Origin of the sequence: Serpentinimonas raichei (assembly GCF_000828895.1) — a bacterium.
In the GTDB taxonomy this organism is placed as follows: domain Bacteria; phylum Pseudomonadota; class Gammaproteobacteria; order Burkholderiales; family Burkholderiaceae_C; genus Serpentinimonas; species Serpentinimonas raichei.
In genome coordinates this window covers 1,830,501-1,842,645 of the sequence record NZ_AP014568.1, presented here as the reverse complement: position 1 = coordinate 1,842,645, position 12,145 = coordinate 1,830,501, and the positions used below count along the sequence as shown (strand labels likewise).

Genomic DNA, 12,145 nt, shown 5'->3' with positions numbered 1-12,145 from the left:
ACCGCCCATGACCCGCTACACCCGCATCACCGGCACCGGCAGCTACTTGCCACCGCGGCGCGTCAGCAATGCCGACCTGGTGGCCGACTTGGCCACGCGCGGCATCGAGAGCAGCGACGAGTGGATCGTCGAGCGCACCGGCATCCGGGCCCGGCACTTTATTGATGAAGGCAGCGAGGCCAGCGATCTGGCGCTGCAAGCCAGCCTGCAAGCGCTGCAAGCGGCCGGCCGCCAGGTGGCCGATGTGGACTTGATCGTGGTCGCCACCTCCACGCCCGACATGGTGTTTCCTTCCACCGCCACCATCTTGCAGCGCAAGCTCAGCGAGCACGCGCAAGCCCAAGGCTTGCCGGGCGCGGCGGGCGGGGCGGCTTTCGATGTGCAGGCGGTGTGCAGCGGCTTCATTTACGCGCTCACGGTGGCCGATGCCCTGATCCGCACCGGCAGCGCGCGCTGTGCGCTGGTGCTGGGGGCCGAGGTGTTTTCGCGCCTGCTCGATTTCAACGACCGCGGCACCTGCGTGCTGTTTGGCGACGGCGCCGGGGCGGTGCTGCTCGAAGCCTGCGAACACGACGGCAGCGGGCCGGCGCTGCTGGCCAGCGATCTGCACGCCGACGGCCGCCACACCGGCATTTTGTGCGTTCCAGGCAGCCTCAGCGGCGGCTTGGTGCGCGGCGCGCCGCTGCTCAGGATGGATGGGCAGGCGGTGTTCAAGCTCGCCGTCGGGGTGCTCGAAGAGGCCGCCCGCGCGGTGCTGGCCAAGGCCGGAATCGAAGCCGCAGCCGTTGATTGGTTGATTCCGCATCAGGCCAATATCCGCATCATGCAGGGCACGGCGCGCAAGCTCAAATTGGGCATGGACAAGGTCATCGTCACCGTGCACGAGCACGGCAACACCTCGGCGGCCTCCATCCCGCTGGCGCTCGATCACGGGGTGCGCTCGGGCCAGGTGCGGCCGGGCCAGTTGCTGCTGCTCGAAGGCGTGGGCGGTGGCTTTACCTGGGGTGCGGTGCTGCTGCGCTTCTAAGACACAACCCAGCCCCCGTGAGCCTGTAAGGAGTTTGCAGAAATGTCTGATTTTGCTTTCGTTTTTCCCGGTCAAGGGTCGCAGTCGGTGGGCATGCTGGACGCCTGGGGCGCGCACCCGGTGCTGGCCGAAACCCTGCAAGAGGCCAGTGCGGCCTTGGGCCAGGACGTGGGGCGCTTGATCCACCAAGGCCCCAAAGAAGAACTCGCGCTCACCACCAACACCCAGCCGGTGATGCTGGTCGCCGGGGTGGCGGCGTGGCGCATCTGGCGCGCCGAAGGCGGTGCGCTGCCGGCGGCACTGGCCGGGCATTCGCTGGGCGAGTACGCGGCGCTGGTGGCGGCCGGGGTGCTGACACTGGCGCAAGCCGCGCCGCTGGTGCGCCTGCGCGCCCAAGCCATGCAAGACGCGGTGCCGGTGGGAACCGGGGCCATGGCCGCCATTCTGGGCTTGAGCGCCGAGCAGGTGCGCGCCGGCTGCGACCAGGTGCAAGCCAGCTTTGACCCCGGCAGCGCCGAGGTGGTGCAGGCGGTCAACTTCAACGACCCGGCGCAAACCGTCATCGCTGGCAGCAAGGCGGCGGTGGAGCGCGCCTGCGAGCAACTCAAGGCCAGCGGGGCCAAGCGCGCACTGGCGTTGCCGGTCTCGGCCCCCTTCCACTCCAGCCTGATGCGGCCCGCGGCCGAACGGCTGCGCGTGGCGCTGGAGCAAACCGAGCTGGCTGCGCCACAAATCCCGGTGCTCAACAACATCGACGTGGCCTTCGAGAGCGCACCCGAGCGCATCCGCGACGCGCTGTACCGCCAGGCCTTTGGGCCGGTGCGTTGGGTCGAGTGCATGCAGGCGCTCAAGGCGCGTGGGGTGCGCACGGTGGTCGAGTGCGGCCCCGGCAAGGTGCTGGCCGGGCTGGTCAAGCGCATCGACCCCGAATTGGGCAGCGCCGCCCTCTACGACCCGGCTACACTGGTGGCACTGCGCGCCCAACTGGGTTGAGCGCGCCAGCCGCAACCGCAGGAACACACTCCATGAGCGAAGCCACACAGAGCAACCCAGCCTCCGCCCCCGCCGCCCAAGTGGCCTTGGTTACCGGCGCCACGCGCGGCATCGGGGCCGCCATCGCGCAGGAACTGGCGCGCCGGGGCTACCAGGTCATCGGCAGCGCCACCAGCGACGACGGCGCCGCCAAAATCAGCCAGGCGCTGGCCGCGCACCCCGGTTGCCGAGGCGTGCGGCTCGATGTCAACGACGCCGCCGCCGCCGAAGCCCTGATCGAAGCCATCGTCAAAGAACACGGGGCGCTGCACGTGCTGGTCAACAACGCCGGCATCACGCGCGACATGCTCGCCATGCGCCTCAAGGACGAGGACTGGGACGCGGTGCTCGACACCAACCTCAAAGCGGTGTTTCGCTTGAGCCGCGCCGTCATCCGCCCCATGATGAAGCAGCGCTGGGGCCGCATCGTCAACATCACCAGCGTGGTGGGGGCCAGCGGCAACGCCGGGCAGGCCAACTACGCCGCCGCCAAGGCCGGTGTGGCGGGCCTGACGCGCGCGCTGGCGCGCGAGCTCGGCAGCCGCCAGATCACGGTCAACTGCGTGGCACCGGGCTTCATCGAAACCGACATGACCGCCGCCCTGAGTGAGGCGCAACAGCAGGCGCTGCTGGGCCAGATTCCGCTCGGGCACCTGGGCAAACCGGCCGACGTGGCGCAGGCCGTGGCCTTCCTGGCCAGCGCGCAGGCGGGCTACATCACCGGGCAGGAGCTGCACGTCAACGGCGGCATGCTGATGCCCTGATTTGGATCCCTCCGGCGCACTTGAGCTAACATCGGCCACTAGACCGACCACTGGCGTCTGGCCGGGCTGTTTTTTAAGCACCCAAACCGACCCGGCTAGAATGCCGGTCTTGCATTTCAACCACCCACAGAGGGAACTATGAGCGACATCGAAGCACGTGTGAAGAAAATCATCGCCGAACAACTCGGCGTGGAAGAGTCCCAGGTCACCAACGAAAAAGCCTTCGTGGCCGATCTGGGTGCCGACTCGCTCGACACCGTGGAACTGGTCATGGCCCTAGAAGACGAATTCGGCATCGAAATCCCGGACGAAGACGCCGAGAAAATCACCACCGTGCAGCACGCGATCGACTACGCGCTGGCACACCAGAAAGGCTGAGTCGCCTATGAGCCGCCGCCGTGTTGTCGTAACCGGTCTGGGCTGCATCAGCCCCGTGGGCAACACGGTGCCAGAGGCGTGGGCCAGCGTGCTCGCGGGCCGCTCTGGCATCGGACCCATCAGCAAGTTCGATGCCTCCGCCTTTGCCTGCAAAATTGCGGGCGAGGTGCGGGGCTTCGACCTCGAATCCTACATCGGTGCCAAAGAAGCGCGCACCATGGACACATTCATCCACTACGGCATCGCCGCTGCGGCGCAGGCCGTGGCCGACGCCGGCTTGCGCACCGGGGCCGAGTTGGATGAGGAAGAAGCCTGCCGCATCGGCTGCATCATTGGCTCGGGCATCGGTGGCTTGCCCCTGATCGAAGCCACCCACGCCGAGCTGACGCAGCGCGGGCCGCGCCGCATCTCGCCCTTTTTCGTCCCGGCCTCGATCATCAACATGATCTCGGGCCATGTGTCGATGCGCTTTGGCTTCAAGGGCCCCAATTTGGCGGTCGTCACAGCCTGCACCACAGGCCTGCACTGCATCGGGGAAGCGGCGCGCAAAATCGAGTACAACGACGCCGACGTGGTGGTGGCGGGTGGCTCCGAGGCCACCGTTTCGCCGCTGGGGATCGGCGGCTTTGCCGCCATGCGCGCGCTCTCGACCCGCAACGACGACCCGCAAGCCGCCTCCCGCCCTTGGGACAAAGGCCGCGACGGCTTTGTGCTGGGCGAAGGGGCCGGGGTGCTGGTGCTGGAAGAGTACGAGCACGCCCGCGCCCGCGGAGCCCGCATCTACGCCGAAGTGGCGGGCTACGGCATGAGCGCCGACGCCGGCCACATGACCGCGCCCAGCATGGACGGCCCGCGCCGCGCTATGCAGTCGGCCTTGCGCAACGCCGGCCTCAACCCCGACCAGGTGGACTACCTCAATGCCCACGGCACCTCCACCCCGCTGGGCGACATCAACGAGAGCAACGCCATCAAGGCCGCGCTGGGTGAGCACGCGCGCCGGGTGCTGATCAGCTCCACCAAGTCCATGACCGGGCACCTGCTCGGCGGGGCCGGTGGGGTCGAGAGTGTGTTCACCGTGCTGGCGCTGCACCACCAGGTGGCGCCGCCGACCATCAACCTGTTCGAGCCCGACCCAGAGTGCGATCTGGACTATTGCGCCCACACCGCACGCCAGCGCAAGATCGAAGTCGCACTTAAAAACAACTTCGGTTTCGGCGGCACCAACGGTTCGCTGGTGTTCAAGCGGGTTTGAGGCGGGGCCGCCCGTGGCGGCTGCTGCGCTTGCCACCTGAAAGCCCCTGCCGTGCAAGGCCCGCCCCCTGTCACCTACCCCGCCGGGGCGCAGCAGGCCGAGTACGCCGCGCTGGCTTTGCTGGCCGTGGCGTGGGCGCTGGGCTTGGCGCTTTGGTTGGCCTTGGCCCCCGATCACGTGGCCCCGGCCGCTTGGTGGGCCAGCTTGGCCGCTGGCTTGGGGCTGCTGTGTTGGGGCCTGTGGCGCTTGCGCACACCAGTGATGGGCGAGCTGGTCTGGGAGCCCCTGCCAGCGGGGGCACGCCGGCGCAGCGCGGCCGCGCGCGGGCAGTGGCGCTGGTTCAGCCCGGCGTGGCGGCGCGGCCTAGAGCTGAGCGAGCTGCGCTGCGTGCTTGATTTGCAGGGCCTGTTGCTGTTGCGTTGGCGCAGCAGCAGCGGTTTGCGCGGTTGGCTCTGGCTGGAGCGCGCCCAAAACCCAAGGCAATGGCGGGCGCTGCGAGCGGCCGTGCTGGCTCAGCCGCTGCAGTAGAGGCGTCAGCAAGGTGCCTTTGGCGCGCACCAAGTTCCGCCTTGGGGCTTACACAAACTTGCAACTGGCGGCACTCCGACCGCGCGAACGGGCAGGTGCAGCCCCTGCAATCGGGTATATTGACCCGCCCTAAGCGCTCAACATGACCGAAACTGCCCCCGCTACCCCTCCCGATGCCGATTTGCTATTGGTGCAGCGCACGCTGGCCGGGGATCAGCGCGCCTTTGGCTTGCTGGTGGTTAAGTACCAGCGCCGCGTCGAGCGCCTGATCGGGCGCATGGTGCGCGACTCCAACTTGGTCGAAGACATCGCCCAAGAGACCTTCATCCGCGCCTACCGGGCGCTGGCCCAGTTTCGGGGCGAGTCGCAGTTCTACACCTGGCTGTATCGGATCGCGGTCAACACCGCCAAAAAACAGCTGATGGAGCTCAAGCGCGACCCGGTGATTTTGATGAGTTCTCTGATGCGTGCCGAAGACGATGAAACTTCCGCGCCAGAACTCGAACTAAATGGGCAAGTAGCCGATGCCGAAACGCCCGAATCGTTGCTGGCAAGCAAGGAGATTGCCTTGGCCGTCAACGCCGCCATGGAGGCCTTGCCCAAGGAATTGGGCCAAGCCATTGCTTTGCGCGAGATCGAAGGACTCAGCTACGAGGAAATTGCCCAGGCGCTGGACTGCCCCATTGGGACCGTGCGCTCGCGCATTTTCCGTGCCCGTGAAGCCATTTCGGCACGCATCAAGCCCATGCTGGAACGCCAGACGGGCAAGCGCTGGTGACGCGGCCCAACCTGATTGAGAAAACGCACGACCATGCAAACTAAGCCCTCCACCCTGGCTGCCGATTCAGGCCCAACCGACGCCGCTCCCGTATTCGACGAGGCGTCGGCGCCCCCGCTTGAGTGGTTGTCGGCCTTGCTCGATGGCGAGTGCCCCCCCGAGCGCGTGGCGCAGGCCACAGCCGCCCACGCGGGCAGTGGCACCGGTGCCGCCACCGACCTGTACGCCGACTGGTCGCGCTACCACTGGATCGGTGAGGCGCTGCGCGGTTCGGCTGCGCGCCCGGTGCCGCTGGCCAGCCCGGCATTTGCCGACGCGGTATTGGCCCGCTTGGCACAAGAGCCCGCACCGGCGCGGAGTCCGGTTGAGGCAGCGCCCGCGCCCACCGTGACACCCCCGCAAGCCGCCGCCAACGACGCCGTGTTTCGTTGGAAAATGGTGGCTGGATTGGCTTCGGTGGCCACCATGGCGGCCCTGTCGTGGTCTTTTTTGTTGGGTGGCGTCGCCACCGACCAAGGGCAGCAATGGGCGCAAGCCCCGGCGCCGCAAGCGGTGGCGGTGTCGGATCAGTCCTCCGAGCCCGCTGGCTTGCAAGGCGTGGTGACGGCCAAGGGGCTGATGTGGCGCGACCCACAACTCGATACCCTGTTGGCTGCACACCGGCAGCACGGGGGCATGAACGCCTTGCACGTGCCGGTCGGTTTCTTGCGCAACGCCACCTACGATCACTCGGCACCCTGATGAATACGCTCAGTTTACTCAGCCGCCGGGTCGGGGGGGTTGCTGCCGGGATGGCGCTGCTCACCTTCGCCTTGGGTGGGTCGGTGGTGCACGCACAAAGTGCGGCTGCAGTCGCACCTGCTTCAGCCGGCAGCGCAGGCGCGAGCCAATCCGGGGTCACGCAGCAGTCGATCGGGTATTGGTTGGATCGCTTGCACCAGGCGTCACGCAACCGCGCCTACGTAGGCACCTTTGTGTTCTCCAACGGAACCGAAATCGCGTCCTCCAAAATTTGGCATGTGTGCGACGGTCGGCAGCAGTTCGAGCGCATCGAAGCGCTCACGGGGGCGCCACGCATCACCATGCGCCGCAACGACGAAGTGGCCATCTTTTTGCCCGCGCAAAAGCTGGTGCACAAAGACCGGCGCGAAGCCTTGCGCCAGTTCCCCGACTTGCTGCGTGCGCCCAATCGGCGCATCGAGGCGTTTTACACCGCGCGCGTGGTAGGCACCGAACGGGTGGCCGGACTCGAAGCCACGGTGGTGGACTTTGTGGCGGGCGACGGGCTGCGCTTTGGCTACCGGATTTGGTCCGAGCAACGCACCGGTTTGATGCTCAAGATGCAAACCCGCAACCCTCAAGGGCGCGTGCTCGAGCAAGTGGCGTTTACCGAACTGCTGCTCGATGCGCCGGTGCGCATGGAGCAACTGGCGCGCCAGTTCGAACAGACCAGCGGTTACCGAGTCGTGCACCCGGTGCAGCGCCCGAGCACGGCCCAAGAGCAAGGGTGGCGGCTGCGCAGCGAGGTGCCCGGCTTTCAGGCTATGGGCTTGCACCTGCGCCAAGATACCCAAGCGGCCCCAATGGCGCAATGGATTTTCTCTGACGGGCTGGCCTCGGTGTCGCTTTTCATTGAAACTTTCAACCCGCAGCGCCACACTCGAGAAGCGGTGTTGGCCGAAGGCGCCACCCATTCGGTCTCGCGTCGCGTGGCCGAGCACTGGGTGACGGCGATGGGGGAGGTGCCACCCGAGACCCTGTTGCTGCACATTCAGGCGCTGGAGCGCATGCGTTAAGGCTTGAAAAGGTCTTGCTGTGGCCCAATGTACACAGCGCACATTTGCTTATCGCCACCCGGAGTTCCAGCACCATGACCCCTATTAAGCAATCTACCCGGCGCTACCTCGCCGCCAGCGCGGCCGCACTGGGATTGGTTGGCGTGCTTTGGCTGGCGCAGCCGCAGGCGGTCGAGGCGCAGTCTGGCACGCTCGCCACCAGTGCCGTCGGCTCTAACACGCTGGCGCAAGCCGCACCGGCACGCAGCGTCCCAGTCAGCGCCCCGGTGGAGGTGCGCGGCCTGCCCGACTTCACGGTGCTGGTCGATCAGGTCGGGCCGGCGGTGGTCAATATCCGCACCATCGAGCGCGTGCGCCAAGGCGCTGGCCCTGCGGCGCCGAACGATTTGATGGAAGAGTTTTTCCGCCGCTTTGGCGTCCCGATGCCGCCGGGTGTCGGACCGCGTGGCCCGCAAGGCCCGCAAGGCGGGCCTGGGGTCGAGCGGCCGCGTGGCGTGGGTTCGGGCTTCATCCTGAGTGCCGACGGCTTCATCATGACCAACGCGCACGTGGTCGAAGGAGCCGACGAGGTCGTCGTCACGCTCACCGACGGGCGCGAGTTCTCGGCCCGGGTGGTGGGGGCCGATCGGCGCACCGACATCGCGGTGGTCAAAATCGAGGCCACCCGCTTGCCCACGGTGCGCATCGGCGACGTGTCGCGCTTGCGCGTGGGCGAGTGGGTGATGGCCATCGGCTCCCCCTTCGGGCTCGAGAGCACCGTTACCGCCGGCATTGTCAGTGCGCGCCAGCGCGAAACCGGTGAGTTCCTGCCATTCATCCAGACCGATGTGGCCATCAACCCCGGCAACTCGGGCGGTCCGCTGATCAATATGCGCGGCGAGGTGGTGGGCATCAACAACATGATCTACACCCGGTCGGGCGGCTTTCAGGGCATTTCGTTTGCCATTCCGATCGATGAGGCAATGCTGGTAGCCGACCAGTTGCGCGCCACCGGTCGCGTCACGCGCGGCCGCATCGGGGTGGCGATCGGTGCGGTGGACCGCGAGTTGGCCACTTCATTGGGGCTGCCGCGCGCCACCGGGGCACTGATCCAAGGGGTGGAAAATCAGTCGCCAGCGGCGCGTGGCGGCATCGAACCGGGCGACGTGGTGTTGAGCTTCGATGGCAAACCGGTCGAGCGCTCGACCGATTTGCCGCGCATCGTGGCCGGCACCGCGCCCGGTTCCCGGGTACCGGTGCGGGTCTGGCGCCAAGGGGCCGAGCGCACTTTAACCGTGACCGTGGCGGCCTTCGAGGATGAGCGCGTGGCAAGGGCAGGTGAGCGCGAAGCCGACCCCGCCGCCACCCCGGCGGCGCAGCGTCTGGGCCTGAGCGTGCGTGAGCCCACGGCGGCCGAGCGGCGCAGCTTGCGCATCGAAGGCGGGGTTTGGGTGACGGCCGCCAGCGCTGCGGCGGCGCGTGCCGGCTTGCGCCCAGACGACGTGATCGTGGCGGTAGGCAACCGCCCGGTGGCCAACGTGCGCGAGTTTGAGGTTGCGGCCACTGCCGTGCCTCCCAACCGTTCCGTGAACGTGCTGGTGCGCCGCGGTGACTGGACCTTGCACGCCATCATCCGCCCCTGAAATCGATTGATCGCCAGCCAGCGCAGCCATCGCTTATCCCTCTTACACCCACTTCCCCGCCGTGGCCGTGCCCGTACAATGGCGGGTTGACCTGCCCCTTTGGCGCAGGCCTCGGGCGCGTCTGCCAGTGCGCGCCCGTTTTGTTTGCCCCCCTACATGAAGCACATCCGCAACTTCTCCATCATCGCCCACATCGACCACGGCAAAAGCACGCTGGCCGATCGCTTGATCTCGCGCTGCGGCGGCTTGAGCGACCGCGAAATGAGCGCGCAGGTGCTCGACTCGATGGACCTGGAGAAAGAGCGCGGCATCACCATCAAGGCGCAGACGGCGGCGCTGCAATACACCGCCCGCGACGGCCAGATCTACAACCTGAACCTGATCGACACCCCGGGCCATGTCGATTTCTCCTACGAAGTGAGCCGCTCCCTGAGCGCCTGCGAAGGGGCCTTGCTGGTGGTCGATGCCAGCCAGGGGGTGGAGGCGCAAACGGTGGCCAACTGCTACACCGCGCTCGAACTCGGCGTGGAAGTGCTGCCGGTGCTCAACAAAATGGACTTGCCGCAGGCCGACCCGGATTCGGCGCGGCAAGAGATCGAAGACGTAATCGGCATCGACGCCACCGAGGCCATACCCTGCTCGGCCAAGACCGGCATGGGCATCGACGACATCCTGGAGCTGGTGGTGGCCAAGGTGCCGCCGCCGCGCGGCCAGCCCGATGCGGCGCTGCGCGCCATGATCATCGACTCGTGGTTCGACAACTACGTCGGCGTGGTGATGCTGGTGCGCGTGGTCGATGGGCGCCTCAACCGCGGTGACCGCATCAAGCTCATGGCCACCGAGGCCGTCTATAGCTGCGAAAAGCTGGGCGTTTTTACCCCCAGCAACCTGCCGCGCGAGGCGCTGCGCGCCGGTGAGGTGGGCTACGTGATCGCCGGCATCCGCGAGCTCAAGGCGGCCAAGGTGGGCGACACCCTCACCGCCATCAAGAGCAGCAGCGGGGCCAATCTGCAACTGGCCACCGAGGCGCTGCCGGGCTTCAAAGAAGTGCAGCCGCAGGTGTTTGCCGGCCTGTACCCGAGCGAAGCCAGCGAGTACGAGGAGCTGCGCGACGCGCTCGAAAAACTGCAACTCAACGACGCTGCGCTGCGCTATGAGCCCGAAGTCTCGCAGGCGCTGGGCTTTGGTTTTCGTTGCGGCTTTTTGGGGCTGCTGCACATGGAAATCGTGCAAGAGCGGCTGGAGCGCGAGTTCGACCAGGACCTCATCACCACCGCGCCCAGCGTGGTCTATCAGGTGCTGCGCGGCGACGGCGAGCTGCTGGAGGTGGAAAACCCGGCCAAAATGCCCGAGGTCGGGCGCATCCAAGAAATCCGCGAACCCATCGTCACGGTGCATTTGTACATGCCGCAGGAATACGTGGGCGCGGTGATGACGCTGGCGAATCAAAAGCGCGGCGTGCAACAGAACATGGCCTACCACGGCAAGCAGGTCATGCTCACCTACGAGCTGCCGCTGGGCGAGATCGTGCTCGACTTCTTTGACAAGCTCAAGTCTGTGAGCCGCGGCTATGCGTCCATGGACTACGAGTTCAAAGAGTACCGCCCCTCGGACGTGGTCAAGGTGGACATCATGCTCAACGGCGAAAAGGTCGATGCGCTGTCGATCATCGTACACCGCAGCCAGTCGCAGTTTCGGGCGCGCGCGGTGGTCGCCAAGATGCGCGAGATCATCAGCCGCCAGCAGTTCGATGTGGCCATCCAGGCCGCCATCGGGGCCAACATCATCGCCCGCGAAACCGTCAAGGCCTTGCGCAAAAACGTGATCGCCAAGTGCTACGGCGGCGACATCTCGCGCAAGCGCAAGCTGCTGGACAAACAAAAAGCGGGCAAAAAACGCATGAAACAGATTGGCTCGGTTGAGGTTCCGCAAGAGGCATTTCTGGCCATTTTGCAGGTGGACGAATGAGCCGCGAATCGAGCATGGCCGCCCTCACCGGGGTGGTGCTGGCGGCCTTTGGCAGCTACGGTCTGGCTTGGTATTTGGGGCTGGTGCAGGGCAATTTTTCGCTGCTGTTGTTTCTCGCTACGCTGGTGACCGGGGCCTACTGGGTGGCCGAGCGCTGGCATTTTTTGCCGCAGCGGCGTGCGGCGGCACAGCAACTGGTCGAGCAACAGCGCCAGCGCGAGGCCGAGTGGGCGCGGCTGGGCATCAAGGGCGACGCGGTGGATATCGAGTCGGCGCAGCACAAGCTGCTGCTGCAACCGTGGTGGCTGGATTGGACCGCTGGGCTGTTCCCAGTGATTTTGATCGTCTTTTTGCTGCGCTCCTTTTTGTTTGAGCCCTTCAAAATCCCGTCTGGTTCGATGCTGCCGACGCTGTTCGTGGGCGATTTGATTTTGGTGAACAAATTTCACTACGGCGTGCGCCTGCCGGTGATCCACACCAAAATTTTTCCCAACAACGCCCCCGAGCGCGGCGACGTGATGGTGTTTCGCTTCCCGCCACAGCCCAACTTGGACTACATCAAGCGCGTGGTGGCCGTGCCCGGCGACGAGGTGGCTTACCTCGACAAACGCCTCTCGATCAACGGGGTCGAGGTGCCGCGCCAGCCGCTGCCGGAGTTTTACGACCCGGACTCGATGCGCTACTCGCTGCAATACGCCGAGACCCTGGGTGGGCGCACGGTGCGCACCCTGATCGACCCCAACCTGCCGGCCTTCATCCCCGGCGTGGCCGATTTTCCGCACCGCGATCGCTGCCGCTACACCATCGAAGGCGTGGTCTGCACTGTGCCCGAGGGCTACTTTTTTGTGCTGGGCGACAACCGCGACAATTCCCTCGACTCGCGCTTCTGGGGCTTCGTGCCCGAGGCCAATATCGTCGGCAAGGCCTTCTTTGTCTGGATGAATTTTGGCGATCTGGGCCGCATTGGGGCTTTCGAGTGACGCAATGCGGCTGCGATTGA

Annotated in this window: 12 protein-coding genes; all 12 read left to right on the top strand. The window is 66.3% G+C overall.

Annotated features, from left to right (window positions below; all coding sequences use genetic code 11):
* Positions 1-7 precede the first annotated feature (7 nt).
* The 12 genes from SRAA_RS08620 to lepB all read left to right on the top strand — a co-directional run bounded on the left by SRAA_RS08620 (position 8) and on the right by lepB (position 12,125).
* Positions 8-1,027, top strand: coding sequence for a beta-ketoacyl-ACP synthase III (locus SRAA_RS08620; protein WP_045532141.1), 1,020 nt, complete (start codon positions 8-10; stop codon positions 1,025-1,027).
* Positions 1,028-1,069: 42 nt separating this feature from the next.
* Positions 1,070-2,020, top strand: a complete 951-nt coding sequence (gene fabD / locus SRAA_RS08615) for an ACP S-malonyltransferase (RefSeq protein ID WP_045532139.1) — start codon at positions 1,070-1,072, stop codon at positions 2,018-2,020.
* Between the two features lie 32 nt (positions 2,021-2,052).
* Complete coding sequence (gene fabG, locus SRAA_RS08610) at positions 2,053-2,823, top strand: 3-oxoacyl-ACP reductase FabG (RefSeq protein WP_045532137.1); 771 nt, start codon at positions 2,053-2,055, stop codon at positions 2,821-2,823.
* Positions 2,824-2,961: 138 nt separating this feature from the next.
* Positions 2,962-3,201: an acyl carrier protein gene (gene acpP, locus SRAA_RS08605; protein WP_029463374.1), complete on the top strand. Its 240-nt coding sequence runs from the start codon at positions 2,962-2,964 to the stop codon at positions 3,199-3,201.
* A gap of 7 nt (positions 3,202-3,208) precedes the next feature.
* Positions 3,209-4,453 carry a beta-ketoacyl-ACP synthase II gene (gene fabF, locus SRAA_RS08600; RefSeq protein WP_045532136.1) on the top strand — a complete coding sequence of 415 codons (1,245 nt, stop codon included), beginning with the start codon at positions 3,209-3,211 and terminating at the stop codon, positions 4,451-4,453.
* Between the two features lie 51 nt (positions 4,454-4,504).
* Positions 4,505-4,981 (top strand): hypothetical protein, encoded by a 477-nt coding sequence (locus SRAA_RS08595; protein WP_045532134.1) that lies wholly within the window; start codon positions 4,505-4,507, stop codon positions 4,979-4,981.
* 142 nt (positions 4,982-5,123) lie between these two features.
* Positions 5,124-5,759 carry an RNA polymerase sigma factor RpoE gene (gene rpoE / locus SRAA_RS08590; protein WP_045532132.1) on the top strand — a complete coding sequence of 212 codons (636 nt, stop codon included), beginning with the start codon at positions 5,124-5,126 and terminating at the stop codon, positions 5,757-5,759.
* Positions 5,760-5,792: 33 nt separating this feature from the next.
* Positions 5,793-6,500, top strand: coding sequence for a sigma-E factor negative regulatory protein (locus tag SRAA_RS08585; RefSeq protein WP_082039992.1), 708 nt, complete (start codon positions 5,793-5,795; stop codon positions 6,498-6,500).
* Positions 6,500-7,555 (top strand): MucB/RseB C-terminal domain-containing protein, encoded by a 1,056-nt coding sequence (locus tag SRAA_RS08580; protein WP_171820234.1) that lies wholly within the window; start codon positions 6,500-6,502, stop codon positions 7,553-7,555. Before SRAA_RS08585 ends, SRAA_RS08580 begins: the two co-directional genes overlap by 1 nt.
* A 74-nt stretch (positions 7,556-7,629) precedes the next feature.
* A complete protein-coding gene (locus SRAA_RS08575; protein ID WP_082039991.1) occupies positions 7,630-9,177 on the top strand; it encodes a Do family serine endopeptidase in 1,548 nt (515 codons plus the stop codon).
* Between the two features lie 156 nt (positions 9,178-9,333).
* Positions 9,334-11,145: a translation elongation factor 4 gene (gene lepA / locus SRAA_RS08570; protein WP_045532126.1), complete on the top strand. Its 1,812-nt coding sequence runs from the start codon at positions 9,334-9,336 to the stop codon at positions 11,143-11,145.
* Positions 11,146-11,159: 14 nt separating this feature from the next.
* Positions 11,160-12,125 carry a signal peptidase I gene (lepB, locus tag SRAA_RS08565; protein WP_045533581.1) on the top strand — a complete coding sequence of 322 codons (966 nt, stop codon included), beginning with the start codon at positions 11,160-11,162 and terminating at the stop codon, positions 12,123-12,125.
* Positions 12,126-12,145: the final 20 nt, after the last annotated feature.